Annotated in this window: 30 protein-coding genes; 16 read left to right on the forward strand and 14 right to left on the reverse strand. The window is 60.9% G+C overall.

Annotated features, from left to right (window positions below):
• Position 1: 1 nt before the first annotated feature.
• The 4 genes from FHT76_RS14865 to FHT76_RS14880 form a co-directional block, all read right to left on the reverse strand.
• A complete protein-coding gene (locus FHT76_RS14865) occupies positions 2–1,225 on the reverse strand; it encodes a murein L,D-transpeptidase family protein (RefSeq protein WP_183863664.1) in 1,224 nt (407 codons plus the stop codon).
• 187 nt (positions 1,226–1,412) lie between these two features.
• Positions 1,413–2,366, reverse strand: coding sequence for an acetyl-CoA carboxylase carboxyltransferase subunit alpha (locus FHT76_RS14870; RefSeq protein ID WP_016556464.1), 954 nt, complete (start codon positions 2,364–2,366; stop codon positions 1,413–1,415).
• 63 nt (positions 2,367–2,429) lie between these two features.
• Complete coding sequence (xerD, locus tag FHT76_RS14875; RefSeq protein ID WP_183863663.1) at positions 2,430–3,383, reverse strand: site-specific tyrosine recombinase XerD; 954 nt, start codon at positions 3,381–3,383, stop codon at positions 2,430–2,432.
• A gap of 4 nt (positions 3,384–3,387) precedes the next feature.
• Entirely contained in the window at positions 3,388–3,564 is a 177-nt protein-coding gene (locus FHT76_RS14880) for a hypothetical protein (protein ID WP_183755237.1), read from the reverse strand.
• A 146-nt stretch (positions 3,565–3,710) separates the two neighbouring features.
• On the opposite strand from FHT76_RS14880, the gene FHT76_RS14885 reads away from it, so the two are divergent.
• The 4 genes from FHT76_RS14885 to FHT76_RS14900 all read left to right on the forward strand — a co-directional run bounded on the left by FHT76_RS14885 (position 3,711) and on the right by FHT76_RS14900 (position 7,282).
• A complete protein-coding gene (locus FHT76_RS14885; RefSeq protein WP_183863662.1) occupies positions 3,711–4,301 on the forward strand; it encodes a shikimate kinase in 591 nt (196 codons plus the stop codon).
• Positions 4,298–5,428: a 3-dehydroquinate synthase gene (gene aroB, locus FHT76_RS14890; protein WP_259185657.1), complete on the forward strand. Its 1,131-nt coding sequence runs from the start codon at positions 4,298–4,300 to the stop codon at positions 5,426–5,428. Before FHT76_RS14885 ends, aroB begins: the two co-directional genes overlap by 4 nt.
• Complete coding sequence (locus FHT76_RS14895) at positions 5,425–6,735, forward strand: HlyC/CorC family transporter (RefSeq protein ID WP_259185659.1); 1,311 nt, start codon at positions 5,425–5,427, stop codon at positions 6,733–6,735. Before aroB ends, FHT76_RS14895 begins: the two co-directional genes overlap by 4 nt.
• A gap of 67 nt (positions 6,736–6,802) precedes the next feature.
• Positions 6,803–7,282 (forward strand): DUF2938 domain-containing protein, encoded by a 480-nt coding sequence (locus FHT76_RS14900; protein WP_259185661.1) that lies wholly within the window; start codon positions 6,803–6,805, stop codon positions 7,280–7,282.
• A gap of 68 nt (positions 7,283–7,350) precedes the next feature.
• Here FHT76_RS14900 and FHT76_RS14905 read toward each other — a convergent pair whose 3' ends face one another.
• Entirely contained in the window at positions 7,351–7,632 is a 282-nt protein-coding gene (locus FHT76_RS14905; protein WP_183863659.1) for a BolA family transcriptional regulator, read from the reverse strand.
• Positions 7,633–7,732: 100 nt separating this feature from the next.
• Between FHT76_RS14905 and FHT76_RS14910 the strand changes: the two genes are divergently transcribed.
• The 4 genes from FHT76_RS14910 to FHT76_RS14925 all read left to right on the forward strand — a co-directional run bounded on the left by FHT76_RS14910 (position 7,733) and on the right by FHT76_RS14925 (position 12,617).
• Positions 7,733–8,344 carry a J domain-containing protein gene (locus FHT76_RS14910; protein WP_016556456.1) on the forward strand — a complete coding sequence of 204 codons (612 nt, stop codon included), beginning with the start codon at positions 7,733–7,735 and terminating at the stop codon, positions 8,342–8,344.
• 313 nt (positions 8,345–8,657) lie between these two features.
• The gene (gene cobS / locus FHT76_RS14915) at positions 8,658–9,650 is read left to right on the forward strand and encodes a cobaltochelatase subunit CobS (protein WP_183863658.1); all 993 of its coding nucleotides are present in this window, start codon (positions 8,658–8,660) and stop codon (positions 9,648–9,650) included.
• 12 nt (positions 9,651–9,662) lie between these two features.
• Complete coding sequence (gene cobT, locus FHT76_RS14920; protein ID WP_183755243.1) at positions 9,663–11,564, forward strand: cobaltochelatase subunit CobT; 1,902 nt, start codon at positions 9,663–9,665, stop codon at positions 11,562–11,564.
• A gap of 21 nt (positions 11,565–11,585) precedes the next feature.
• Positions 11,586–12,617 (forward strand): esterase-like activity of phytase family protein, encoded by a 1,032-nt coding sequence (locus FHT76_RS14925; RefSeq protein WP_259185662.1) that lies wholly within the window; start codon positions 11,586–11,588, stop codon positions 12,615–12,617.
• A 245-nt stretch (positions 12,618–12,862) separates the two neighbouring features.
• Here FHT76_RS14925 and FHT76_RS14930 read toward each other — a convergent pair whose 3' ends face one another.
• Both FHT76_RS14930 and rpmB read right to left on the reverse strand, forming a co-directional pair.
• Entirely contained in the window at positions 12,863–13,498 is a 636-nt protein-coding gene (locus FHT76_RS14930) for a queuosine precursor transporter (protein ID WP_259185663.1), read from the reverse strand.
• Positions 13,499–13,614: 116 nt separating this feature from the next.
• Positions 13,615–13,911, reverse strand: coding sequence for a 50S ribosomal protein L28 (rpmB, locus tag FHT76_RS14935; protein WP_016556451.1), 297 nt, complete (start codon positions 13,909–13,911; stop codon positions 13,615–13,617).
• A 238-nt stretch (positions 13,912–14,149) separates the two neighbouring features.
• Here rpmB and FHT76_RS14940 point away from each other — a divergent pair, with 238 nt between their 5' ends.
• Both FHT76_RS14940 and FHT76_RS14945 read left to right on the forward strand, forming a co-directional pair.
• On the forward strand, positions 14,150–14,926 hold the full coding sequence (locus FHT76_RS14940) for a DUF3108 domain-containing protein (RefSeq protein WP_183863655.1): 777 nt from the start codon (positions 14,150–14,152) through the stop codon (positions 14,924–14,926).
• Positions 14,927–14,956: 30 nt separating this feature from the next.
• Positions 14,957–15,853, forward strand: a complete 897-nt coding sequence (locus FHT76_RS14945) for a DMT family transporter (RefSeq protein ID WP_183863654.1) — start codon at positions 14,957–14,959, stop codon at positions 15,851–15,853.
• A gap of 3 nt (positions 15,854–15,856) precedes the next feature.
• On the opposite strand, the gene FHT76_RS14950 is transcribed toward FHT76_RS14945, so the two are convergent.
• Together FHT76_RS14950 and gloB are read right to left on the reverse strand one after the other, a co-directional pair.
• A complete protein-coding gene (locus FHT76_RS14950) occupies positions 15,857–16,279 on the reverse strand; it encodes a cupin domain-containing protein (RefSeq protein ID WP_259126859.1) in 423 nt (140 codons plus the stop codon).
• Positions 16,279–17,049 (reverse strand): hydroxyacylglutathione hydrolase, encoded by a 771-nt coding sequence (gene gloB / locus FHT76_RS14955; protein WP_259126857.1) that lies wholly within the window; start codon positions 17,047–17,049, stop codon positions 16,279–16,281. The genes FHT76_RS14950 and gloB overlap by 1 nt, the downstream gene beginning before the upstream one ends.
• Positions 17,050–17,103: 54 nt before the next feature.
• On the opposite strand from gloB, the gene FHT76_RS14960 reads away from it, so the two are divergent.
• The 3 genes from FHT76_RS14960 to FHT76_RS14970 all read left to right on the forward strand — a co-directional run bounded on the left by FHT76_RS14960 (position 17,104) and on the right by FHT76_RS14970 (position 20,025).
• On the forward strand, positions 17,104–17,880 hold the full coding sequence (locus FHT76_RS14960; protein ID WP_259126856.1) for a class I SAM-dependent methyltransferase: 777 nt from the start codon (positions 17,104–17,106) through the stop codon (positions 17,878–17,880).
• Positions 17,881–17,989: 109 nt separating this feature from the next.
• Complete coding sequence (gene hisC, locus FHT76_RS14965; protein ID WP_259126855.1) at positions 17,990–19,099, forward strand: histidinol-phosphate transaminase; 1,110 nt, start codon at positions 17,990–17,992, stop codon at positions 19,097–19,099.
• Positions 19,096–20,025, forward strand: a complete 930-nt coding sequence (locus tag FHT76_RS14970; protein WP_016556444.1) for a prephenate/arogenate dehydrogenase family protein — start codon at positions 19,096–19,098, stop codon at positions 20,023–20,025. The genes hisC and FHT76_RS14970 overlap by 4 nt, the downstream gene beginning before the upstream one ends.
• An 18-nt stretch (positions 20,026–20,043) precedes the next feature.
• On the opposite strand, the gene FHT76_RS14975 is transcribed toward FHT76_RS14970, so the two are convergent.
• Positions 20,044–21,042, reverse strand: coding sequence for a DUF2125 domain-containing protein (locus FHT76_RS14975; RefSeq protein WP_183863650.1), 999 nt, complete (start codon positions 21,040–21,042; stop codon positions 20,044–20,046).
• A 51-nt stretch (positions 21,043–21,093) separates the two neighbouring features.
• Here FHT76_RS14975 and FHT76_RS14980 point away from each other — a divergent pair, with 51 nt between their 5' ends.
• Positions 21,094–21,627 (forward strand): gamma-glutamylcyclotransferase, encoded by a 534-nt coding sequence (locus FHT76_RS14980; RefSeq protein WP_259126853.1) that lies wholly within the window; start codon positions 21,094–21,096, stop codon positions 21,625–21,627.
• 2 nt (positions 21,628–21,629) lie between these two features.
• On the opposite strand, the gene FHT76_RS14985 is transcribed toward FHT76_RS14980, so the two are convergent.
• The 4 genes from FHT76_RS14985 to ftsE all read right to left on the reverse strand — a co-directional run bounded on the left by FHT76_RS14985 (position 21,630) and on the right by ftsE (position 24,950).
• Positions 21,630–22,427 (reverse strand): 1-acyl-sn-glycerol-3-phosphate acyltransferase, encoded by a 798-nt coding sequence (locus FHT76_RS14985; RefSeq protein ID WP_259126852.1) that lies wholly within the window; start codon positions 22,425–22,427, stop codon positions 21,630–21,632.
• A gap of 84 nt (positions 22,428–22,511) precedes the next feature.
• Positions 22,512–23,219, reverse strand: a complete 708-nt coding sequence (locus tag FHT76_RS14990) for a YdcF family protein (RefSeq protein WP_405049502.1) — start codon at positions 23,217–23,219, stop codon at positions 22,512–22,514.
• 68 nt (positions 23,220–23,287) lie between these two features.
• Positions 23,288–24,235, reverse strand: coding sequence for an ABC transporter permease (locus tag FHT76_RS14995; RefSeq protein WP_016556439.1), 948 nt, complete (start codon positions 24,233–24,235; stop codon positions 23,288–23,290).
• Positions 24,236–24,290: 55 nt separating this feature from the next.
• Complete coding sequence (gene ftsE / locus FHT76_RS15000; protein WP_007528031.1) at positions 24,291–24,950, reverse strand: cell division ATP-binding protein FtsE; 660 nt, start codon at positions 24,948–24,950, stop codon at positions 24,291–24,293.
• Between the two features lie 203 nt (positions 24,951–25,153).
• Here ftsE and FHT76_RS15005 point away from each other — a divergent pair, with 203 nt between their 5' ends.
• Both FHT76_RS15005 and hpt read left to right on the forward strand, forming a co-directional pair.
• Positions 25,154–25,810: a hypothetical protein gene (locus tag FHT76_RS15005; RefSeq protein WP_183863648.1), complete on the forward strand. Its 657-nt coding sequence runs from the start codon at positions 25,154–25,156 to the stop codon at positions 25,808–25,810.
• A gap of 64 nt (positions 25,811–25,874) precedes the next feature.
• A complete protein-coding gene (hpt, locus tag FHT76_RS15010) occupies positions 25,875–26,417 on the forward strand; it encodes a hypoxanthine phosphoribosyltransferase (RefSeq protein WP_183863647.1) in 543 nt (180 codons plus the stop codon).
• Positions 26,418–26,477: the final 60 nt, after the last annotated feature.

Genomic DNA, 26,477 nt, shown 5'->3' on the forward strand with positions numbered 1-26,477 from the left:
ATCAGTCCTTGCCCCAGAACTTCCAGAACGGCTTCTTCGAGGCGACTTCGACAGGCTCAGGCTGTTCCACCGGCGCGAAGGCGAGCGGGCTCGGCGTGGGGACTGGAACCTGGGCCGGAATAGCAGCAGCGACGGCAATCGCCTTTGCTTCCGACGTTGCTGGCGCCGCGCCCGGTGCCGCGTTCGCGGCGACCGTGGATGCGGTCTTGCTCGCCATCATCTCTTCCAGATCCGCGACCTTCACCATCTTGCCGGCTTCGAGCGACGTGCCCGTTGGTGCGTAGGCCAATTCGCGACCCTTCCTGAGCTTTGCGACCACCGCCTTGCGTTCGGCTTCGCTCGGGTCGTACCAAGCCATGCCGTCGTATTTCTTTACGGCCTTGGCGTAGTCGGCGTCATAGGTCTTGCCGTAGGAGGCAAGGGCAGCGGTCAGTGCCGGCGGCGTCGACATCGCCGGGCACGCGCCGGCTGGACTGAAGGTGCCGTTGCCGGTTGCCTGCTGGTTGAAGACGTACTTCTTCTCGCAGACGTTCACTTCTGGAGGACGCTTGGTGACCTCGAAGTTGTCGTAGCCGACCTTCAGCATGTTCCAGAATTCGATGTTCGAGTTCAGACGATGCCGGACCATGTTTTCCGCCGTCATGCGGAAGGGGAAGGCTTGAAGCTGCACTGTCGACTGGCCGCCGGAAAAGGCGTCACGGGCGAAGGCGTAGATCTCGAGCACCTGCTGGTCGGTCATCGAGTAGCAGCCCGACGACGAGCAGGCGCCATGGATCATTAGATTGGTACCGCTGCGGCCATTGATAGCGTCGTAGCGGTTCGGAAAGCCGGTATTGATCGCCAGATAATATTTCGAATTCGGATTCAGGTTGGCGCGCGTCAGCTCGTAGAAGCCTTCCGGCGCCTGCCGGTCACCCTCTTTCACCTTGGGACCGAGGCGACCGGACCAGGCGCAGATCTTGTAGTCGGCGATCTTGTCGAAGCGATTGTCGGTCTTCGCCTTCCAGATCTCCAACGCGCCTTCTTCCTTGAAGATGCGGATCATGATCGGCGAATTGCGCTGCATCCCCTTGGCCGACATTTCGGACAGGATCTTCGGCGGAAGCGGCTGCTCGACCTTGTTCTTGACTCTCGAGAGGTCGACCTGGGCGGTTTCCAATGCGTCGTTGCAGCCGGCGAGCGCCAGCGCCATCAGGGAAACATATGCAAAATGACGAATGCGCATTCAAAATAGCCCATCAACAGTATGCAACCTGGCCCCAGATGCGGAGCGAATCATAGGCTGACTATGGTTCACAAACTCTTAGCAGCCTATGAAGCGCGCTCGCGTCCCCCGCAAGTAGGAATGTTACTGATAACATTATTGTGGCCAAGGTTTGGCCTCATTCACAGGGCATCTGCGCGCTTGTGCACTACAAATTGCGGCCCATGTTGAGAAACTTCTGCCGGCGATCGTTGCGGAGCTGCTCGCCGGTGCGGTTGGAAAGCTCACCAAGCGCGTTGGCGATGACATCGCCCGTTGCGGCAATGACGCTGTCGGGATCACGGTGGGCGCCGCCGAGCGGCTCGCTGATGATGCCGTCGATGATGCCGAGCGCCTTCAGGTCGTCGGACGTGATCTTCATGTTGGTGGCGGCTTCGCGGGCACGGGCGGAATCGCGCCAGAGGATCGAGGCTGCACCTTCCGGCGAAATGACGCTGTAGATCGCGTGCTCGAGCATGTAAACGCGGTTGCCGGTGGCGATCGCGATGGCGCCGCCCGAGCCGCCTTCGCCGATGACGACAGAGACGATCGGCACCTTCACCGAAAGACACATCTCGGTCGAACGGGCAATGGCCTCCGCCTGGCCGCGTTCTTCGGCGCCGACGCCCGGATAGGCGCCTGCCGTATCGACGAGGGTGATGACGGGGAGACCGAAGCGATCAGCCATCTCGAGAACGCGGATTGCCTTGCGGTAACCCTCCGGGCGGGCGCTGCCGAAATTGTGCTTCAGGCGGCTCTTGGTGTCATTGCCCTTTTCCTGGCCGAGAACGGCGACAGGCTGGCCGCGGAAACGGGCAAGGCCTGCCTGGATCGCAGCATCCTCGGAAAACTTTCGGTCGCCGGCAAGCGGTGTGAATTCCTGAAACAGCGTCTTGGCGTAGTCGACGAAATGCGGTCGCTGCGGATGGCGCGCGACCTGCGTCTTCTGCCAAGCGTTGAGCTTCGAATAGATATCGACCATCGCCTCGCGAACGCGAACTTCGAGCCTGCCGATTTCATCTGACGTGTCGATGCTCTCGTCTTCGGTCGCGAGCTTCTTCAGTTCGATGATCTTGCCTTCGAGGTCGGAGATCGGCTTTTCGAAGTCGAGATAGTTGTGCATGAGGTGCGTTTCCGTTCCTTTTGCCGGGGCTGCTATTCCTAAGCGCGCCCTTTGTTGCCGGTCCTATTCCTGCTTTTTGGCCTGTTTGGCAAGGGGGTGGTGCGTTTGGACCAGTTGTTGAAGCCGTTCCTCCAACACATGCGTATAAATTTGCGTGGTTGAAATGTCTGAGTGACCGAGCAGTTCCTGAACGACGCGAAGATCCGCGCCATTGGCGAGAAGATGACTTGCGAATGCATGCCGCATGACGTGCGGCGAGATCATAGATGGGGTGAGACCTGCCCGGATCGCAAGATTTTTCAAGTCTCGCGCAAAGACCTGACGCGGCAGATAGCCTTCCTTGGAAGCTGCGGGGAACAGCCAGGGACCTTCCTGCGGCACTTTGGCGGCGGCGTTCTCGGTTGCAAGCATCCTGCCGTAGAGCTTCATTGCAACGATCGCCGACTGCGACAGCGGCACAAGCCGTTCCTTGTTGCCTTTGCCACGGATCATCAGGAAGCGTCCGTCCTGGTCGAGTACGCGGGCAGGAAGCGAGACGAGTTCGCTGACACGCATCCCCGTCGCGTAGAGCAACTCGAGAAGGGCCAGCATCCGTAGCCGCTGAAGCTGGCCGGGCGCTGGATCTTGTGCTTCGGTTTCCGCCTGCTCCAGCAGCCGACCGACTTCGTCGACTCCCATCGTCTTCGGAAGCGCGCGGCCCTTCTTCGGCGCGTCGAGAATGCCGGTTGGATCGTCGGTGCGTAGGCCCTCGGCATAGAGGAACTTGTAGAACTGGCGCATCGCCGCCAGTCGCCGCGCCTGGGAAGAGGGCTTGAACCCTTTGGCGCCGAGCGAGGAGAGATAGGCCGAAAGGTCCGCCGATGTCGCCTCCAGCAGCCGCACGCCCTTGCCGTTCAGGAAGCTGTGCAGATCGTCGAGGTCGCGCTCATAGGACGAAAGCGTATTAGCCGCAGCACCCCGCTCAGCGCTCATCATTTCCAGAAAGGCTTCGACGTGAGCCCAGCCGAGATCCTTCATGGTCTCACTTCTTGGACGGGTTGATGGCGCCGGTGGCGGGCGGATTGACCCGCTCGGACGGAAGGCGGATCGTCACGTCGCGCTCCTGCGGCTCGACAAAAACAACCAATGCCCACATCGTTCCGTATATCGCACCGGCGATGATCGCCAATATGGCGAGAAAACGGAACAAACTCGGCATTCAGCAACTCCATGGCTCTGCTTCTTTATGAAGAAGCATGTTTGCAAGTGCAAGAAGCTGCATTTGGACCACGTTTCCCTTGCGCGCGACTTGACGCTCCACCTGCATTTGTCGATACCGTTCGAAAACAAAGTGTGAATGGACCAATGAGCGACCCAGTTCTGACCGTTGCCGAAAGCTTGAAAGACAGGGCTCGCGCTGCGCTTGGTTCTCGCAACCTGATCCTGGTCGGACTGATGGGCGCGGGCAAATCTTCTGTCGGACGGATCGTTGCACATCAGCTTGGCATTCCTTTCGTCGACAGCGATGCCGAGATCGAGAAGGTCTCGCGCATGTCGATCACCGAGCTCTTTGCCGCTTACGGGGAAGAAGAATTTCGCGCGCTCGAAACCCGCGTCATGAAGCGTCTTCTGAAGAACGGGCCGCGCGTTGTTTCCACCGGTGGCGGCGCCTTCATCAACGACCGGACGCGCAAGCATATCAAGAAGGGTGGTATTTCCGTCTGGCTGAAGGCGGATCTTGAGGTTCTCTGGGAGCGCGTCTGCAAGCGCGATACTCGGCCGCTGCTCAAGACAGAGAACCCGAAGCAGACCCTCGAAAGCCTGATGAACGCGCGCTATCCGATCTACGAACTCGCCGACCTCACTGTCCTCTCGCGCGATGTGCGCAAGGAACTCATGGCAGAAGAGGTGCTCCAAGCCGTGATCGACGCCCGAACCGAAAGTGCAGCCAGATGAATGCGATTGCCCCTGCCTCCGAACGCAAGGTCCATGTGCCGCTCGGCGAGCGTACTTATGACATTCTGATCGGTCCCGGCCTGATCGCCCGCGCCGGTGCGGAGATCGCGTCGCGCCTCAAGGGCCGCAAGGCGGCAGTCGTCACCGACGAGCACGTGGCCCCGCTCTATTTGGATGCGCTGGTGCAAAGCCTCGAAGCAGCGGGCATCGCTTCGGCAACGCTTGTGCTGCCGGCAGGCGAGAAGACCAAGAGCTTCGAACACCTGATGACGGTTTGCGACAAGGTCCTTGAAGCGCGGATCGAGCGCAACGATTACGTGATTGCACTCGGCGGTGGCGTCATTGGCGATCTCACCGGCTTTGCGGCCGGCATCGTGCGCCGCGGCGTGCGTTTCGTGCAGGTGCCGACCTCGTTGCTGTCGCAGGTCGACTCCTCGGTCGGCGGCAAGACCGGCATCAACAGCCGCCACGGCAAGAACCTGATCGGCGTCTTCCACCAGCCGGACCTGGTGCTGGCCGATACCGACGTCTTGAATTCACTGAGCGCTCGGGAATTTCGCGCCGGCTATGCCGAGGTTGCGAAGTACGGCCTGATCGACAAGCCTGATTTTTTCGCGTGGCTGGAAGCCAACTGGCAAGCGGTTTTTGCCGGGGGTGCGGCTCGGATCGAGGCGATCGCCACGAGTTGCCAGGCGAAGGCAGATGTCGTCGTTGCCGACGAGCGCGAGACCGGACAGCGCGCGCTTCTCAATCTCGGCCACACCTTCGGCCACGCATTGGAGGCGGCAACCGCCTATGACAGCGCGCGCCTCGTCCATGGCGAAGGCGTTTCGATCGGCATGGTCCTGGCGCACGAATTCTCGGCGCGCATGAACCTCGCAAGCCCGGATGACGCCCGCCGCGTCGAATCCCACCTGAAGGCCGTCGGCCTGCCGACCCGCATGTCGGAAATTCCGGGCGCGCTGCCGCCGGCCGAAGTCTTGATGGATGCGATCGCCCAGGACAAGAAGGTGAAGGGCGGCAAGCTGACCTTCATCCTGACGCGCGGCATCGGGCAGTCCTTTGTCGCCAATGATGTTCCCGCCTCGGAAGTGCTGAGCTTCCTCAAGGAGAAACACCCGCAATGACCCTCGAAGGCACGCTGGCATTTCTTTCCGTATACTGGCCGGAAATTGTCTCCATCGTGGCCCTCGTCCTCATGTCTGCGTTCTTTTCCGGTTCGGAAACGGCGCTGACTGCGGTGTCCCGCAGCCGCATTCACACACTCGAGGCCAATGGCGAGGAGCGCGCGGGGATTGTGCGTCAGTTGATCGAGCGCCGCGACCGGCTGATCGGCGCGCTACTGATAGGCAACAACGTTGCCAACATCCTGTCCTCGTCGCTCGCGACCAGTCTGTTTCTGGGGCTGTTCGGTAACTCGGGCGTTGCGCTCGCAACGCTTGCTATGACCGTGATCCTAGTCATATTCGCCGAAGTATTGCCAAAGAGCTGGGCGATTTCGATGCCAGAGCGCTTTGCGCTGAACACGGCTCGCGCGGTCAAACTGTTCGTGGCCGTGGTCGGCCCGGTGGCATCCTTCGTGAGTGTGATCGTGCGCTGGATCCTCTCGGTCTTCGGGATCAATCTTTCTCGTGACACCTCCATGTTTTCCGCGCACGAAGAACTGCGCGGCGCCGTCGACCTTCTGCACCGGGAGGGATCGGTCGTGAAGGCGGACCGCGACCGGTTGGGAGGCGTCCTTGATCTCGGCGAACTGGAACTCTCCGATATCATGGTGCACCGTATGGCGATGCGGGCGATCAATGCCGACGATCCACCCGAGGTGGTCGTGCGAACGATCCTCGAAAGCCCGTTCACCCGCATGCCGCTCTGGCGTGGGTCAACGGACAACATCATCGGCGTCGTGCACTCCAAGGATCTGCTGCGCGCGCTTGCCGAGCGTGATGCGGAGCCAGAGCATCTTGATATCAGCAAGATCGCCCAGAAGCCGTGGTTCGTGCCTGACAGTACGAGCCTGGAAGCGCAGCTGAATGCATTCCTGCGCCGCAAGCAGCATTTCGCGGTCGTCGTCGACGAGTATGGCGAGGTGCAAGGCATCGTGACGCTCGAGGACATCCTTGAGGAGATTGTCGGCGACATCGCCGACGAACACGACATCGATATCCAGGGGGTACGTCAGGAGGCGGATGGCTCGATCGTGGTCGACGGCAACGTGCCCATCCGCGATCTCAACCGCGCGCTCGACTGGCATTTGCCGGATGAGGAAGCGACGACGATTGCTGGCCTCGTCATCCACGAGTCGATGACGATCCCGGAGGAGCGGCAGGCCTTCACCTTCCACGACAAGCGCTTCATCGTGATGAAGCGCGAAAAGAACCGCATCACCAAACTTCGAATCCGGCCGGCAGAGGAAAACGAAGCAGGTCCGGCCTGAGGCGAGCATCAACTCTTGTTTGCGGCGGAGAGGAGTCCGTCGCCGACATCATTATTATGGATTTGATATGTTTGATATTTTCTGGCGGGCCATCTCCATCGGCGTCGGGGCGACGGTCCTCATGGACATCTGGGCAATTGTTCTTGCGAAAGCCACGGGGGGTCCACTGCCGAACTGGGCGCCGGTGGGGCGCTGGTTCTGGCACCTGAAGGACGGCAAGGTCTTCCACGGAGATATCGGCACGGCCGCTCCTTACAAGCACGAGCTCGCGCTCGGCTGGATCGGCCACTATGCGGTCGGCATTCTTTACGGGATCCTGCTTGTGCTGCTTACGGGCCCGGCCTGGCTCGCAGCGCCGACGTTTCTACCGGCGTGGATCTGGGCGATTGTCACCGTTGGTGCCGGCTGGTTCCTGCTGCAACCGGGCCTCGGCATCGGTTGGGCCGCGTCTAAGACGCCCAACCCGAACAAGGTGCGTTTCCTGAACCTAGTCTCGCACACGGTATTCGGCATCGGTCTTTACGCGACGGCTCTTCTGCTCCGCTGAAAAGGGACGATGACCCTTTCGGTCGCATTGGAAAGTGCGACCAGGTCACTATATAGAGCCCGTGCTCGCTACCAGCGCACCGGTTCGCCTGGTGCTGCTGGCTCGACGGCGAGGGCATGCAATCCGGCATCCAGTTCTGGCTTCAAAAGCTCCGTGATCGCACGGTGTCTTGCCAGTCGCGGCATGCCGGCAAACATGGCGGATACGATGCGAACCCGCATATGGGTCTCGCCGGTCCCCGTCATATCAGGCTGATGACCTGCATGAAGATGGCTTTCATTGATCACGCTGAGGCGCTCCGGCGCGAACGCGGCGGTCAGCTTTTCTTCGATGCGGGTCTGCAGGGTCATGGTCTCGTTGCTTTGCGAAAAAGGTTCCCACCAAGCCAGCAACATTCCGGTTTGTCAATTCTTGTTGTCGCCTCTTCGGAGGCCTAAAATTAGTGCCGTCATGAGACTCGATTCCAAATATTTCGACCGCATCCGCACCCGCCGCAAACGCGAGCAGGAACCCGAACAGGCTCCCCCTTCCTGTCAGTGGGACGGCTGCGACAAGAAAGGCGTGCATCGCGCTCCCGTCGGACGCAATGCCGAGGGGCAGTTTTTTCTGTTCTGCTTCGAGCACGTCAAGGAATACAACAAGGGCTACAACTACTTTTCCGGCCTCTCCGACGGCGAGATCGCGCGCTACCAGAAGGAAGCGATCACCGGCCACCGCCCGACCTGGACGGTCGGCGTCAACAAGTCGGCCAAGAACAGCCCGCTGCATTCCGATATGCGCTCGGGTACTTACCGCGTCCGCGATCCCTTCGGCTTCGTCAACGGCACCAAGGGAAACGGCCCGCGCTTCCCTGAGCAGCGCAAGCTGAAAAGCCTCGAAGCGAAGGCGTTCGACACGATGGGCCTTGACGCCAGCGCGACCTCCTCGGAGATCAAGAGCCGGTACAAGGAACTGGTCAAGAAGCACCACCCCGACGCCAACGGCGGCGACCGTGGTTCGGAGGAACGGTTCCGCGCCGTCATCCAGGCCTATCAATTATTGAAGCAGAACGGTTTTTGTTAGTTCCCGTCCTTGCTCTTGGTCTTCAATCAGGTATGGTCCCAAATCGGCTGAGGCCGCAGGCAACCGCGGCACAACTTTTTGCGTTTGTCCCACAGGCGCCTCGGCCACTTCCGGGCGCGGCGTTTCTTGTCCGGGACTTTGTTCAAGAATGCTCGCTAGCGGTAGTTTACCGCCCCCGAGGTTTCGTTTCAGTCCCGGAGAAGCATCGCCGACGTTCCGACATGAACGAGCGCAGTGTAGACTTGCGGCGTCATGGTTGTGAAATGGGCTGATACAGTATGGCCGGGTGTCGGGCACCCGCCTTGGAGACATGATGAGCAAGATTGACCTTGATATTTCGGAGATTCCGGACACCACCGTTTCGGTCAGGGAGGTCTTTGGTATCGATTCCGATATTCGCGTGCCGGCTTACAGCCAGGGCAGCGCCTATGTTCCGGACCTCGACCCCGACTATCTCTTCGACCGCGAGACTACGCTCGCCATTCTTGCCGGCTTTGCCCATAACCGACGCGTGATGATCTCCGGCTATCACGGCACCGGTAAGTCCTCGCATATCGAACAGGTCGCCGCTCGCCTCAACTGGCCCTGCGTGCGTATCAACCTCGACAGCCATGTCAGCCGTATCGACCTCGTCGGCAAGGACGCGATCGTCCTCAAGGACGGTCTGCAGGTCACTGAATTCAAGGACGGCATCCTGCCCTGGGCCTACCAGCACAATGTCGCGCTCGTCTTCGACGAATACGATGCCGGCCGCCCGGACGTCATGTTCGTCATCCAGCGCGTGCTGGAGTCGTCCGGTCGCCTGACGCTGCTCGACCAGAGCCGCGTCATTCGCCCGCACCCCGCCTTCCGCCTGTTTGCAACCGCAAACACCATCGGTCTCGGCGACACGACGGGCCTCTATCACGGCACGCAGCAGATCAACCAGGCACAGATGGACCGCTGGTCGATTGTCACCACTCTGAACTATCTGCCGCACGATCACGAAGTGAATATCGTCGCTTCCAAGGTGAAGAGCTTCGGCAAGGACAAGAACGGCCGCGACATCGTCTCCAAGATGGTCCGCGTTGCCGATCTCACGCGCGCTTCGTTCATGAATGGCGACCTGTCGACCGTTATGAGCCCGCGTACCGTCATCACCTGGGCCGAGAACGCTGAGATTTTCGGTGACCTCGCCTTCGCCTTCCGCACCACCTTCCTGAACAAGTGCGACGAGCTGGAGCGCCCGCTGGTGGCCGAGCACTACCAGCGCGCTTTCGGCGTCGAGCTGAAAGAGAGTGCTGCAAACATTGTTCTGGAGGCCTAAGGCCGACCGACCATGGCTGCTCGCGGTGACAATTCGAAAGCAAAGCCCGGCTCGCCAGTCGACGTCGAACCGTTGCGTCGGGCAATATCAGGCAGTGTTCGCGCGATCGCCGGCGATGGCGACGTCGAGGTGACCTTCGCCAATGAGCGTCCCGGAATGACGGCCGAGCGTGTCCGCTTGCCCGAACTCTCCAAGCGCCCGACGAAGCATGAGCTGGCGGTGACGCGTGGACTTGGCGACTCGATGGCGCTGCGACTCGCTTGCCACGACGATAAGGTGCACGCGACGATGGCGCCGCAGGGTTCCGACGCCCGCGCAATCTTCGACGCTGTCGAGCAGGCGCGTGTGGAATCGATCGGCGCGCTGCGCATGGAAGGTGTGGCCGCCAACTTGCGTTCGATGACCGAGGAGAAATACGCCAAGGCGAATCTCTCTGGCATCGAGCGGCAAGAGGATGCGCCGATCGGCGAAGCCGTCGCCATGATGGTGCGCGAGAAGCTGACCGGCCAGCAACCGCCAGCTTCTGCCGGCAAGGTGCTCGATCTCTGGCGCTCCTTCATCGAGGAAAAGGCCGGAGCCGATCTCGACAACCTTCCCGCCGTCATCAGTGACCAGCAGGCCTTCTCGAAGGTAATACGCCACATGCTCTCCGCCATGGAAATGGCCGAGGAGTATGGCGACGACGACAGCGAGCCGGAGTCCGACGACGAGTCTGAGCAGGAAGACCAGCCGAACGGCGACGAGCAGGATCAGGACGAAGTCGACGACGACGCCGGCTCCGATGCCGCACCCGTAGAGGACAGCGAAGTCGCCGACGAGCAGATGGAGGACGGCGAGACCGAAGGCGCCGAAATCTCCGACGACGACATGCAGGATGAGGGCGAGGAAGATTCCGAGACGCCGGGCGAAACCCGCCGTCCGAACACCCCCTTCGACGACTTCAACGAGAAGGTCGACTACCACGTCTTCACCGAGGAATTCGATGAGACGATCACGGCCGAAGAGCTCTGTGACGCCGCCGAGCTGGAGCGCCTGCGCGCCTTCCTCGACAAGCAGCTGGCGCACCTGCAGGGCGCGGTCGGGCGACTGGCCAACCGCCTGCAACGCCGCTTGATGGCGCAGCAGAACCGTTCCTGGGATTTCGACCTCGAGGAAGGCTATCTCGACCCAGCACGCCTGACGCGCATGATCATCGACCCGATGCAGGCACTGTCGTTCAAAATGGAGCGAGACACGCAGTTCCGCGATACTGTCGTGACGCTTCTGATCGACAATTCGGGCTCGATGCGCGGCCGTCCGATCACGGTCGCCGCCACCTGCGCCGATATCCTGGCCCGTACGCTCGAGCGCTGCGGTGTCAAGGTGGAGATCCTCGGCTTCACGACGAAGGCCTGGAAGGGCGGACAGGCGCGCGAAAAGTGGCTCGGCAGTGGCAAGCCACAGACGCCTGGCCGTCTCAACGATCTGCGCCACATCATCTACAAGTCGGCCGACGCTCCCTGGCGCCGCGCGCGGGCCAATCTTGGGCTGATGATGCGCGAAGGCCTGCTGAAGGAAAACATCGACGGCGAGGCGCTGATGTGGGCGCATAACCGCCTGATCGCGCGGCGCGAGCAACGCAAGATCCTGATGATGATCTCCGACGGCGCGCCGGTCGACGATTCGACATTATCGGTCAATCCGGGCAACTACCTGGAACGGCACCTACGCGCCGTCATCGAGCGCATCGAGACGCGTTCTCCCGTCGAGCTTCTGGCAATTGGCATCGGCCATGACGTGACGCGCTATTACCGGCGCGCCGTAACCATCGTCGACGCGGACGAGCTGGCCGGTGCGATGACCGAGCAGCTTGCATCGCTCTTCGAAGACAAGACCGTCCAGCCGCGGGGCGGTCGCCTCCGCCGAGCCGGCTAACCGCGAAAGGACGCTTTCTGGATGCTCGGGAAGCCTTTCGCCAGCCTGATCGCGATCGCCGTTGGTCTGGCGGCATTCGTGCCGCCAGCACTTGCCGATGGCAGCGTCGAGGTTCGCAGCCGCGCCATCACTGAATTCAAGATTGGTTCCGACGATACCCGGTTCGGTCCGCTTGAATTCCTCGGCGGGCTGGAAATGGTCTCGCCGCAGCGGCTGTTTGGCTCGCTGTCGTCGATCCGGTTTCGACAGGACAAGAGGCATTTCGTCGGCGTACTCGACACCGGCCACTGGATGACCGGGCGCATCGAGCGCGATCCACAGGGGCGCCTGTCCGGTCTCGCCGACGTCGCGATCACGCCGATGAGGAATCGTGCCGGGCGGACCTTCGAAGGCAAGGGACATATGGATGCGGAGGGCTTGGCGTTGCACGGCAACGAGATCCTGGTCTCCTTCGAACAGGATCACCGCGTCGACGTCTATCCCGATCCAGGCTTTGAGGCGTCGCGTGCAATCGACATGATTCCGATCCCGTTTTCCAAGAAATCTCTGCGCGCCAATCGCGGCTTTGAAACGATCACCGTCGCGCCCGCGGACAGCGCGCTGAAGGGCGGCACACTGATTGTGGCCGAGCGCAGCTTGGACGCCGATGACAATGCCTACGCCGCGATCCTCGACGGGCCATTGAAGGGACGTCTTGCGCTCGCCCATTATGGCGACTTCGACGCGACGGACGGAGCGTTTCTGCCGAATGGTGACCTCTTGCTCCTCGAGCGGCGCTTCAATGTCGCGGAAGGCATCGGAATGCGACTCCGCCGCATCAAGGCCGCCGACATTCGTCCCGGCTCCGTGATGGACGGAGAGATCTTGCTGCAGGGCGATTTCGGCTACCAGATCGACAACATGGAAGGCTTGGATGTCTTCGCAGCCGAGGACGGGACCACGCATGTGGTGATCGTCTCCGACGACAATCACTCCATCCTGCAGCGCAACCTGATGCTGGAATTTCGACTGGTCGAGCTACCATCTGGCGACACGGCTCACCTGCAGCGGTGACCGCGGCGTATCAACCGCCGAAATCGACTTTCCGTTCAACGCCCGCAATCAGTTCCGCTCTGTTGCCCGCCGCTCTTCGTAGGCTCGTCGCCGGAGAACCTACCTTGCTTCGCTGCGTCGCTCGAATTGGGCTCGGGGCCGCACACACTTCCCGACGAGAATTCTCCCTGACTCGGTCTCAGTAACAGGAACGGCGGAGCGATAGGCTCCGCCGAACAGCTGGAACTCGAATTGGGGGAGCGCGCTCAGCGGGCGGTGGCGGCCTGCAGGGGGCGCAGCACGTTCATCAGTGCGCCGTATGGCAGCAGCATTACGAGACCGACGACTACCTTCACCGTAAAGTCGCCGATCGCCCAGGAAATCCAGCGCGGGGCTTCGGCCGTGAATGCGCCGAGGATCGGGGCGGATTCCAGCGCGAAAGGATCATTCGGGCCGAAGAAGACGAAGAAGGCAGCAAATGCGAAGGAGAAGAAGATGATCGTGTCCAGCATCGAGCCGATCAGCGAGCCGACGAGCGGCGCGCGCCACCAGGCCTGACGGCGCAGGCGATTGAAGACCGAGATATCAAGCAGCTGACCGGCCAGGTAGGCCGAGCCCGACGCAATCGCGATGCGCGGCACCGAGGTATAGAAGGACAGCGCCACACCGACGACGAAGCCGGCGAAGACGACCTTGCGGGCCGCCTGCGGTCCGAACTGGCGGTTGGTCAGATCGGTGATGAGGAAGGCGACCGGATAAGTAAAAGCACCCCAGGTCAGGATGTCGGCCAGATTGATGCCGGCGAATTCGGCATTCAGAGGGAACTGCACGAGGAAGTTCGAGGCGACGACGACCAGCGTCATGAGGGTGACATAGATAAGCGTAGAGCGTGTCGTCAGCATTTTTTTATCCTGGGGTATGCCACCAGTTGGAGGAACAGACCGGCAAAGCAAAAGGCTTGTCCGGAGTTCATCCGTGCAAGCCTTCTGAAGCCGTATGAAAAAGAAGCAGTCGAAGCTTACGCAGCAGCGGCTTCGGCAGTCTTCTTGACGATCTGGCGACGCAGCAGACGAGCGCGCATCGACAGTTCATTTTCGCTTGCCTTGATCAGGAAGGCATCGAGACCGCCACGATGCTCGACGGAACGAAGAGCAGCAGCCGAAACGCGAAGACGGTAACGCTGGCCGAGCGCGTCGGAGATCAGCGTAACCTGGCACAGGTTCGGGAGGAACCGGCGCTTGGTCTTGTTGTTGGCATGGCTGACATTGTTGCCAACGAGGACTGCCTTGCCGGTCAATTCGCACATGCGGGACATGGAACACCTATTCTTGTTTTTCTCGGCCATCGGGTGCACGCCCACGCAAAACCGGGCTAGCAATCCATCAGACCATGATTGGAAAGTTGCGGTTCTATAGTCAGACAGGCCGTGCGCGTCAAGCCAATCCTTGGCATTTCCCGCAATTCTGTCAAAAAGCTCGTGTTTGCTTCATCGAGAGACAGGCGTATAGACCGTTATCAACGGCGTTTCCAGCCGCCTGAACAAGGTTCATTTCATGGCTCATCTGGGCAAACGCATTCTTATTTCCGCAGTCGCAGCGCTGGTGGCCATTCCGGCCGGCGCAAGCGAGATCGTGCATCGCACCGAGTACAGGGTTTCGCTTGGTATCCTGACGATTGCGCGCGCCGCCTTCCTGACGAAGATCGAGGACGACAAGAGCTACAAGGTATCCGGCGACATCAGCTCGGCAGGACTTGCCGATCTCGTCACCAATATCTCTGCAAAGACCAGCGTTGACGGCGTCCTGCGCGGTGACCGGCTGCAGGCGTCCCGCTACTATCTCTATTACAAGAGCGGCAAGCGCGCCCGGACATACGAGGTGCGTTACAACAACGGCAATATCACTTCGACGACCGTCAGGCCGCCACGGACACCGCCGAAGAACTGGGTCAGCGTGCCGGCAAGCGACCTGCGTTCCGTCCTTGATCCGATCTCCGGCCTGATCTTCCCTGCCGACGCCAATGTCTGCGCGCAGAAACTGCCGATCTACGATGGCGAAATGCGCATGGATCTGGTGCTCTCGCCAAAGGGCTCTCAGGATTTCTCGACGTCGGGGTTCAGCGGCAAAGCGACCGTTTGCAGCGTGCGCTTCGTCCCGCGCTCCGGCTACAAGAAGGGCCGCAGCGATATCGACTATCTGAGCAAGAGCAGCCGGATGGAAATCTGGTTTGCCAAGTCGGATGCTGCAAATGTATATGCTCCGGTCTACGTCCGTATTCCGACGCAATACGGTCCGGTGACGATCACGGCGGTGAAATACGGCGCGAGCTGACGGAGCAAGTGTCTCCGTAAAGGGGGACAGGTGAAGCTTCGGGCAACGCTAATCGGCTTTGCGGCTATTCTCATGTGGTCGTTCCTGGCGTTATTCACGGCTGCGTCAGGTACGATGCCGCCCTTCCAGCTGTCCGCGATCTGCTTTGCCATCGGCAGCATCCCCGGCATCGTCGTGCTGATCCTCAATCCGTCGCGGCTCGCTCTGCTCAAGCAGCCGGCCAAGGTATGGATCGTTGGGATCGCCGGGCTGTTCGGATATCATTTCCTTTACTTCACGGCGCTCAGGAATGCGCCGGCGGTCGAGGCCGGGCTGATTGCCTATCTCTGGCCGCTGCTGATCGTTGTCGGGTCGGCGTTGCTACCGGGCGAACGGCTGCGCTGGTATCATGTCGCGGGAGCGCTGGCCGGTCTCTGTGGCACCTTCCTGATCGTCGGCCGCAACGGCATCAACTTCGATGGTGCCTATGCCGTCGGCTATGGCGCGGCCTTCCTCTGCGCCTTCACATGGTCGGGGTATTCACTGCTGACGCGCCGGTTCGATGCTGTCTCGACCGATGTCGTCACCGGCTTCTGCCTCGCGACCGCGATCCTGTCGTCCATCTGCCATCTCGGCCTGGAGACAACGGTCTGGCCCGTGGGGGTCTCGCAGTGGGTTGCGGTTCTCGGCCTCGGGCTCTTCCCGGTCGGTGCAGCCTTCTATGCCTGGGATTACGGCGTCAAGAATGGTGATATCCAGATCCTCGGCGCTGCGAGCTATGCCGCGCCGCTTCTTTCGACGTTGAACCTGACGCTGTTCGGCTTTGCCGAGCCGAGCTGGCGGATCGCGCTTGCGTGCGTGCTGGTTACAGGCGGCGCCGTTCTCGCCGCAAACGAGCTGTTTCGCCGGAAGGCCACGACTGCCGAACAGCCGGCGGCCGCCGAATAGCGTTCAACCGACAGGCTGCCAGTCCGGTGGTGCCATCTCGAAGGAGGCGAAGTCGAAGCCTGGCGCAACGGTGCATCCGACGAGCGTGTAATCGCCTGTCGTTTCAGCCGATTGCCACCAGTTGGCGGGAATGACCGCCTGCGGACGCTCGCCCTTGAGGATGTCAGTCCCAAGCACCACCGTCTCGCGGCCGCTGCCATCCTGCGAGCGGTGAAGAGCAAGCGGAGCCCCGGCATAATGATGCCATACCTCTACAGCATCGCGAACACGGTGCCAGTGGGATCGCTGCCCCGCCTTCAATAGATAGTAGATCGCCGTCGAATGGCCGCGTGATCCGCCGTCGGTGTCGCGAAAGGTCTGCACATACCAACCACCTTCGGGGTGCGGCTGCATTCCAAGTTCGCTAATAATATCGTCCGGCGACATTAGAAATTGTCCTTGCGCCGACGGATTTCCGCGAAGACTTCCTCGTTGGTCTTGGTTTCCATCAAGAGGTTGCGGCGGATGGCGGGATCGGCGGCGCGCAGGAAGGGGTTGGTCTCCTTCTCCAGCGCCAGCGTCGTCGGAATCGTGAACTTGTTCTCGGCCCGCAGCGCCTCGATCTCGGCTGCACGGCTGATCAGGCGCTGATTATCAGGGTCGATGGTGAGTGCGAAGCGCGCATTCGACAGGGTATATTCGTGGCCGAAATAGACGGCGGTTTCGTCGGGCAGAACGGCTAACTTCTGCAGCGAATGCCACATATCGGCGGCCGGCCGCTCGAACAGGCGGCCGCAGCCGAGGGCGAAGAGCGTATCGGCGGCAAACAGCAGCTTGTCATCGACAAAGTGGTAGCAGATGTGCCCGGCCGTATGTCCTGGTGTTTCGATGACTGCAACCGTGTGATCGCCGAAGAGGAACGTATCTCCATCGGCCATCGTCTTGTCGAGGCCAGGGATCGCCACCGCTTCGTTGACCGGACCGATGATCTCGCAGCCATACTGCTCCTTGAGCGCCAGATTGCCTTCGACGTGGTCGGTGTGATGATGGGTCGTAAAAATATGCGATATCGTCCAGCCGCGGCGGCTTGCCGCCCTTTCGACGGCAGCTGCATCGGGCGCGTCGATCGAGGCGGTCAGGCCAGTTTCCGGATCATGCACCAACACGCCGAAATTATCGGAACGGCAAAGAAAAACGTCTAAATCCAAAGGTTTCATAGTCTCAGGCAGCCTCTTTATCGCGGGTTTACCGGGAATGTAGAGGGTCGTGCCTTGAAGTCCAACCGCCCATTGATAACATTTGGCTCAATGCACGCTGATATCGTCGACCTTCGCCAGTTCTATCATTCCGACCTCGGACGTATTGCCGAGCAGTCGATCGCCATGGCGCTTTCCTCGCTTTGGGTCCGGCTGCCGCAGGAGCGCCTTGTGGGTCTGGGCTATGTCGTTCCCTTCCTCGATCGCTTCCAGCCCGACACGGAGCGAACCTTTGCCTTCATGCCGGCGGGGCAGGGGGCGGTGAACTGGCCTGTGGGTGCATTGTCGACGACGGCCCTGATCTTCGACGAGGAGCTGCCGCTGCCCGATTCATCGATCGACCGGGTGCTGATGGTCCATTCGCTCGAATTCGCCGAGAGCCCACGGGAAACCCTGAAGGAGCTGTGGCGCGTGCTGGCGCCTGGCGGTCGGCTGGTCATTGTCGTGCCGAACCGTCGCGGTGTTTGGGCGCGCATGGAACATACACCGTTTGGGTCAGGGCGCCCCTATTCGCGCGGGCAGCTGACAAGTCTGTTGCGCGAGACCAATTTCACGCCCGGCGCGACAGCGGAGGCTCTGTTCTTTCCGCCGTCGAAGCTGCGGACCATGATGCGATTGCGCAGCGTTTTCGACCGCGTGGGACGCACCTTATGGCCCGCCTTTTCCGGCGTCATCATCGTCGAGGCGCAGAAGCGACTCTATCAGGGCCTGCCCGTTGCCGCCCGCGCCTCGCGGCGCGTCTTCGTGCCGGTGCTGGCGCCGCATGGTGTTCCGACGACGCGCAGCCGCTAGCCGGTCCTGACCCAGGTCCCGCGGCACTCGACAAGATCGCCTTTCCGTTCTATTGCCTCTAGGCAATTTTCAGCCGAATTTTTCCCGGTATTTTCCCAAGGTCGATCTGATGAGCGAAGACAAGAGCAAGCCCGTTCCGCGTTCCGGTATTCTGGATATCGCAGCCTATGTGCCGGGCAAGGAACATGCGCCGGGCGTCGCCCGTGTCTACAAGCTCTCGTCCAATGAGACGCCGCTTGGCGCGAGCCCGAAGGCAATCGACGCCTTCCGCAATGCCGCCGACAGCCTCGAACGGTATCCGGACGGGCAGGCCCTCGAACTGCGCGAGGCCATCGCGGCGGTTCACGGGCTTAACCCGGCTAACATCATGTGCGGCAATGGCTCGGACGAGTTGCTCGGGCTGCTCTGCCATGTCTATCTCGGCACTGGCGACGAAGCCATCATCACCGAGCATGGCTTCCTCGTCTACAAGATCCAGATCATGGGTGCGGGTGCCACCCCCGTTACCGTCAAGGAGAAGGACGCAACGGTTGACGTCGATGCGATCCTTGCTGCGGTTACGCCGAAGACGAAGATGGTCTTTATCGCCAACCCCGGCAATCCGACGGGCACATTCGTCCCCGTCAGCGAGATTCGTCGCCTGCATGCTGCCCTACCCAAGAACGTCGTGCTCATCCTTGACGCGGCCTATGCCGAATACGTCCGCCGCAACGATTATGAGGCCGGCATCGAGATCGTGTCGTCCAACCCGAACGTCGTCATGACCCGCACCTTCTCGAAGGTCTACGGCTTGGCGGCGCTGCGTGTCGGCTGGATGTATGCGCCGGCCGATATCATCGATGCGGTCAATCGTGTCCGTGGTCCGTTTAACATGAACGCAGCGGCCATCTCTGCCGGTGCTGCTGCCATCCGCGACCAAGGGTTCATGCAGGAAGCGGTCGCCTTCAATCTGATGTGGATCGAGAAGATGACGGTCGCGCTCGAGGCTATCGGTCTCAAGGTGACGCCATCGGTCACCAATTTCGTGCTCATTCACTTCCCCGATGTCGACGGCAAGCGCGCGCCCGAGGCCGATGAGTTCCTGACAAGCCGCGGATATATCCTGAGGGCGGTGAAGGGCTACGGATTCCCCAACGCGCTGCGCATGAGCATCGGCCCGGAAGAGGCGAACCGCGGCGTCATCGAAGCGCTCGGCGAGTTTATGGGACGCAAGTCATGACGGTGCAGTTCGATCGCATTGCGCTGATCGGGATCGGCCTGATCGGCTCCTCCATCGCGCATGACATCAAGCGGCTTGGTCTGGCGAAAGAGGTTGTCATCGCCACGCGCAGTGCCGACACGCTGAAGCGGGCCGAGGAACTGCAACTCGGCGACCGCTATACGACGTCATCGGCCGAGGCGGTCAAGGATGCGGACCTCGTGATCGTCTCGGTGCCGGTAGGGGCATCAGAGAGTGTTGCCAAGGAGATCGCCGGCAGCCTGAAGCCCGGTGCGATTGTCACCGACGTCGGCTCGACCAAGGCTTCGGTCATAGCCCAGATGCAGCCGCATATGCCGCCGCATGTCCATTTCATTCCTGGCCATCCGCTGGCGGGTACCGAGAAGTCCGGTCCGGATGCCGGTTTCCCGGGGCTCTTCGAAGGGCGCTGGTGCATTTTCACGCCGATCGCGGGCACGGATGAAGCAGCACTGAAAAGGCTGCGGCAGTTCTGGGAAGCGTTGGGCTCCAAGGTCGACGAGATGGATCCGGAGCATCACGACAAGGTGCTGGCTATTGTCTCGCACCTGCCGCACATCATCGCCTACAACATCGTCGGCACTGCGGACGATCTGGAAGCGGTCACTGAGTCGGAAGTCATCAAATATTCCGCCTCCGGTTTCCGCGATTTCACGCGTCTCGCCGCCTCCGACCCGACGATGTGGCGCGATGTCTGCCTTCACAACAAGGATGCCATCCTCGAAATGCTGGCGCGCTTCTCCGAAGATCTCGCCTATCTGCAGCGGGCCATTCGCTGGGGCGAGGGCGACAAGATCTTCGATCTCTTCACGCGAACCCGCTCGATCCGCCGCTCGATCATCCAGGCGGGTCAGGATGTCGATGCCCCCGACTTCGGTCGCCCGCATCCGCTCGAGAAGAATGCTTGACCCTGAAAGGCCCTAGTTTCAGATCGGCGGGATCGATCCGAGCGGGATGAAGCCGCCGACCGTGGCATTGCCGCGTGCCACGACGAGGTCGACCGACACCTTGTCGCCGCCGCCTGCCAGCGCCTTCAAAAGCTTGGCGGCGGTATCGACGGTCTTGGCGATCTCGGGGAAGGTCTGCTTGATGCTGTCGCGCCAAGGGCCGAGCTGTTCGATCTCCAGCTTGAACTTGCCTGAGAGATAGCCCTCTTCGTCGAAGGAGAAGGGGCCGCTCAGTGTCATGACCTTGCCGTCACCAATATCGGCCACAACCTTGCGCAGTTCGCCGCTCGAGCCGTAGAGGCCTCTTTGATCGCTGCCATCGATCATGCCGGCCTTGCCGGCGAGCGTCACGTCGGCGCTCGCCGAGAGCTTGGGGAAGGCCGGCCAGTCCTTGATCACGGTATTGGCGTCCGTGACGGAGATCGCGCTGTCAAGATCGCCGCCGTTCTGACGGAGGTGAATTTCGGTATGAGCGGCGTCGAAGTTGATCGACTGGCCGGTCTGCGAGGATACTGCCGTTCCCTTCAGCCCTTCGATGACGGTGGAGGAACGGTCGATGCCCTTCAGCTTCGTTATCAGGCTGGACTGCAGGCTAGCCCATTCGGCGTTGAGGGTCAGGCCGTGGGCGCTACGGATCTCGGCAGGCGAGTCGAGTTCCCACACGATATGGCCTGGAGCGTAGACTTGGGCTGCTGAGCGCAGCTGGCCGAAACTCGCCGACACGCCGTTGACGCTGTCATCGACATCGACTTTCGAGCAGAAGAGGCCAATGCGGAACGGATAGCCGCGGAAGTCGATATCCGCGCACTCGCCGCTGACGCCGGCCGTATTGCCGGGTGCGATCGCCCTCAGTACGGTCGTCTTAAGTTGCGAGGCGGCATAGAACCAGCCGGCGGTGTAGAGCGCGATCACCAGGACGATACCGCCGCCGAGCAACCAGAATTTTCTGCCGCTACGGGATTGGCTTGACGATGCCATGATGTTCTCCAATGGTGACTCGCGAGTGGGAATGTCGGTCTGGCGTGCGATATGGACGAATTTTGGGTATTTGGCTACGGATCCCTGATGTGGAATCCGGGTTTCGAGTTTTTGGAGCGTTCTCAGGCTCTTGTCTATGGCTACAGGCGTTCGCTCTGCGTCCGTTCTTGGGTGCATCGTGGCACCGAGCAGAATCCAGGCCTCGTGCTGGGCCTCGATCGCGGCGGATCATGTCGCGGCATGGGCTTCCGGATCGCCCCGTCGCTATGGGACGAAACGATCGACTATCTCCGGGAGCGCGAGCTGGTCACCAACGTCTATCTCGAGCGCTGCCTGCCGCTCCAGCTGGCGGACGGCCGGACAAGCAAGGCGGTCGCCTATGTCGTCGATCGCAAACACACGCAATATGCCGGCAGTCTCGATGCGATTGCGGCCGCATCCGTAGTCCACCGTGCGCAAGGCAAGTCGGGGCCGAACGACGCCTATGTCTTCAATACACTGGCGCACTTGCGGCAAATGGGCATTCGCGATCACTGGCTGGAGCAGGTGGCCTGCGAAGTGGAGCGGCTGAAACAAGCCGCCTGACCTCAGGCCGTCGCTGTCTCACTCTTTTGCAATTCCGCGAGACGGTTAGCGGCGGTCGGCGGGAGCGGCAGATCCGGGTTCCGCTTGATAGTATCGATCAGCAGCTCGTCGCTCGCCCTCTCGGTCACCTCGATCAGATGGGCAAAGAAGGCATCGGGATCCATGCCAGGATGGATCGGCGGCAGGATTCTTACCTTGAAGTGGCCGGGATAGCGCATTGTGCTGCGTCGCGGCCAGAACAAGCCGGGATGCATGGCGACTGGCACGACCGGCAGCTGCAGGTCGCGGTACATGCGGGCGATGCCGTATTTGTAGAGCGGCTCTGCGCCCGGCGGGCGGCGGGTTCCCTCGGGATAGATGATCAGCTGGCGGCCGGTTGCCAGTTCTTCCTTGGTCCGCCGCAATGCCTCGACCATCACCTTGCCGCGCGCACCGCGGTTGATCGGGATCATCCGCTGCTTCTTGGCATACCAGCCGAAGAGCGGAATCCACATCAGCTCGCGTTTGAGGATGTAGACCGGATCCTTCAGCCACGGCAGCAGGGCGTAGGTGTCCCAGAACGACTGGTGCTTCGGCGCCAGGATATAGCCGCCGTCAGGTAGGTTCTCCATGCCCTCGATCTCGAAGGTCGTGCCCACGATCTTTTCCATCAGCCAGTGGCACGACAGCGCCCAGTTCTTCGGCACACTATAGGCTTCCTTGCGTGGTGCGAGGAAGTAATAGGGGCACAGTACGATCATCCGGAGGATGAGGTTGGCGTAGAAGATCGTGTTGAAGAGAACGGAACGCAGGGCGATCATAAATTTTCCCGAGGCCAATGCCCGCAAGAGGCGGTTGCGCCCTCCTACACGATATTGGCTCGCAGAAAAAGGTTTCCGTCGGTCTTAGCCGGAGACGCCGGCCGAGCGCAGCCCCGGGTGACGGCCGAGCCCGGTCAGGTTTCGCGCGCCGGCGAAGAGCACTTTCGCATACTCGGCGAGCATCACGCGGACGGCGTTGGGGTCGGTGAACCAGTCGCTCGTCTTCAGGTCGGTGTTCACGACAGGATAGGGAATGAACTGGGTTTCGGAGTCGACGTAAGCGAGTTCCGCCAGGCTGCGCGGCATATGGTAGTTATTGGTAACGACAAGGACGCTCTTGTAGCCGCGCTGGTGGATCCAGTTCGATGCTTCCTGCGCGTTGCCGATCGTATCGAGCGCATCGTAGCCGATGTCGACGCAGCAGGAGAAAAGCTCAGGCGAGGCCTGGGTCATTCTGCGGATCTGCTTTGGCGTGGTTGCCGGGTGAACCCCCGAAATCAGCAGGCGCTTGCCGGCGCCTTTCTGCAGCAATTCGACGGCCTGGTCGATACGCTGGTAGCCGCCGGTCAGAACGACGATCGCATCCGCCCGGGGATCAAGCGGCGGCTTCAGCGTCGTGACCGAATCGGCAAACCGCAGAAACCCACCAAAGACGAGGGCCATGGCCAGAACGGACGCCATGCCACCCCAGCGCAGCATGCGCCGCACAGGACCGCGCACAGGCCTCCCTTCGGAGCGAGCAAGCTCCGTTTCCGGGCGAATCGGGGTGCGCGACATGTGGCCCATGCTCATGAATCGGAAAATATATGGAGATTGCGGCGGCGAACAGACGCTTTCATGGCAAAAAAGGCATGTAAAGCTCAATTCACGAGCCCGTCCGCCCGTGTCGGATCGGAACGCAACGTGTCAATCTCGTAAATCGTTCGCATGACGGTGAGGCGAGCTGTAAAAGTCGTCAGTAGCGCGATGACGATCATGGTTGCGAAGATGCCGGCATAGCCGAGGGCGCCGACCGAAAACGTACCGAAGAGAGCGGTTGCCTGGTCGGTCTGCGGGGTCGCCAGCGTGCGGCTCTGCAGGAAGCCGGCGGTCATGAAGAAGAGCGCGGCGAGGGCACTGCCGACCGCCGATCCCTTGAGGCTGATTTTCAGAAAGTGCTTCTGGAACTCGGTGGCGACAAACGAGCTTTCCGCACCGACGAAGTGCAGAACTTCAACGATGTGACGATTGCCGGACAGGGCGCCACGGGTCGCGAAGACCACGGTCAGCACCATCGCCGAGAAAACCAGCAGCAGGATGCCGGTGCCGATCATAACGGTCGTGTGGGCCATCGAAACCAGCCGGTCTACCCAAGTGCGGTGGTCGTCGAGCGAGGCCTGAGGAATGCTCTCCTTCAGCAGCGTCCGCATCGCCTCGAAATCCGGTGGGTTGTTCTCGTCGATGGTGATGATGATAAGCCGCGGAACCGGCAGCTCCTTGATGTCGAGCCCGGTGCCGAGCCAGGGTTCGAGGAGACGAGCAGTTGCCGCTTCGTCAACGATCTGGCCGTCCTTGGTGCCGACGAAGGTGAGCGCGAGGTCGCGCGCCTGCGCCAGCGTCTTCTCCATGTCCAACCCCTCGTCGGGCTTGATCTGGATCGTGACCTCGCGGGAAATCTGGCTTTCCCAGCTCGCAGCCGTGGAGCGCACCATGCTGACGCCGCCGAGTGTCAGGCAGGCAAGGAAGGCCATGATGGCGATGACCACCATTAGCGCATTGCCCTGAATGTTGGCGGAGGGCAGGATCGGGGCCGTCGGGCGCACCTTCATCTCCGGCCGCTTCTGGCTTTTCTGGGCGGCCTCTGCGGGCGGTTTGGGCGCAGCTTTAGTCATGGATATCGAGGTGCCCTTCCGAGAGAATCATACGGCGGGCTTCCACCTGGTCCATCAGGGCCAGATCATGGGTCGCGATGACAACCGCCGTACCGAGACGGTTGAGCTCAAGGAACAGATTGAGCAGTCGGCGGGCCATCGGCGGATCGACGTTCGCGGTCGGCTCGTCGGCGAGAAGAATTTCGGGACGGTCGATCAGGGCGCGCGCGATCGCGGCGCGCTGTTTTTCGCCGCCCGACAGCACCGGTGGCAGGACATTGATGCGCTCGCCGAGGCCGACCCACTTCAAAAGCTCGAGTACGTCCGTCTTGTAGGAGCTCTCGTCCTTGCCGCGAACGCGCAGTGGCAAGGCTACGTTTTCGTAGGTGGTCAAATGATCCAGCAGACGGAATTCCTGGAAGATGATGCCGACACGGCGACGCAGCAGCGGCAGTTCGGGCCGCGGAATGTCGGAAATGTCGCGTCCGAACATGCGGATCAGCCCGCGGGTCGGCTGCAACGAAAGGAACAGCAATCTCAGCAGCGTGGTCTTGCCGGCGCCCGAAGGGCCGGTCAGGAACTGGAACGATTTCTTCGGAATGTCGAACGTCAGGTCCCGGAGAATTTCCGGGCCCATGCCATAGCGCAAACCGACATTTTCGAAGTGGATCAACGGGAGATCAGTCTTTTGTTTGTTCACCGCACGACTTGTTAACCAACACCATTAACAACCAGTAAATTTACCGGAAAGACGCCGCTTTGATGGCGATCTTTGCGAAGCATTAACCATTAAAATTTACGACTGAGCAGGATTCGTTTCAATGCCGGATTTCTGTCCGGCCCCGAAACCATGTGGACACCGGAAAGGCCGTCATCATGACTTCCTCCTCGTTCAGACGCCAGGCGCCCGGCCGTACCTATGATTTTCTGCCGCCCGAACCGATCAAGCGCGAGGCGCGCCGAGCTCGACCAACGGACGTCGCCGATGCCGAATTCGTGGTGATTTCGAACAACCGCACACAAGGCTTTGATAGACGCAGCTTCAATGACAATCGACGGCGCCCGTCACAGCCGTCGAGCATGTCGAGCGTAGAACCGCGGTCGCTTCCATCCGCGCTCGCTCGGGCAGGCGAGGCTTGGTTGCAGCAGGCATCGGTCAGAACCTTCGTCGCGCTGGTGCTCGCTCTCTCAGTGCTCGTGTTCGGCCTCGTTGGGGGATTTGCTGGCTTTTCGCAAAGCGAGGCGGCATCGACGGACTCGCCGCTGCATTTCGCGCATGTAACGATGACGCCCCGCGATGCGAACGGCATGCGGGTGTTGCTGATCAATGGCATCATCGACAATCAGAGCGGCACGACACAGGTCGTGCGCCCCATCCGCGCTGATTTTCTTGCCAATGAGCAGCTGACCGCAAGCATCGTCATCAACCCGCCTGCAGATGTCATTTATGGCGGGCAGAGCCGCGGATTTTCGACCAGAGTGCAGTACGCGGGTGGAAAAATGCCGGAAGTCCGGCTTTCCTTCATGCCCTAAGGGGTGTTTCGTCCCGCCGTTTGTGGTAACGGCTTGTGCTTCTAGTCATGGAGCAAGCCTTCTTATGCCCGTCGTGCGCGGAAAAAACATCGAACCACTCTTCACCGCCGAGCAGATCGCCGAACGCAATCATGTGATGGCGAAGCAGATTGCATCGGGACCGACGAAGGATCTGCTGGTCATCGCGGTTTTGAAGGGCTCGTTCATCTTTGCTGCCGACCTTATTCGCGCGCTGCATGACAGCGGGTTGGCGCCCGAGGTCGAGTTCATCACGCTGTCGAGCTATGGCACCGGCACGGTCTCGCAAGGGGTTCGGATCGTCAAGGACATCGACAGCGACGTGAAGGATCGCGACGTTCTTCTGATCGACGACATTCTGGAGTCTGGCCGCACGTTGCTGTTTGCCAAGGAATTGCTTTACGAGCGCGGCGCCCGCAACGTCAATATCGCCGTGCTCCTCGACAAGAGCGTCAAGCGCAAGGAAAAGCTGGAGGCCGACTATGTCGGTTTCGAATGCCCCGACTATTTCGTCGTCGGCTACGGCATGGATGTCGCTTATGCGTTCCGCGAACTTCCTTTTGTCGGCGTCGTCACCGGCGACGCCTGACTATGTCAGGATAAGACGGGTTGTTAACCATCCCGTCCATCCCTTCGTGCCGTTTACCGA

The sequence above is a fragment of the Rhizobium sp. BK176 genome, assembly GCF_024808055.1.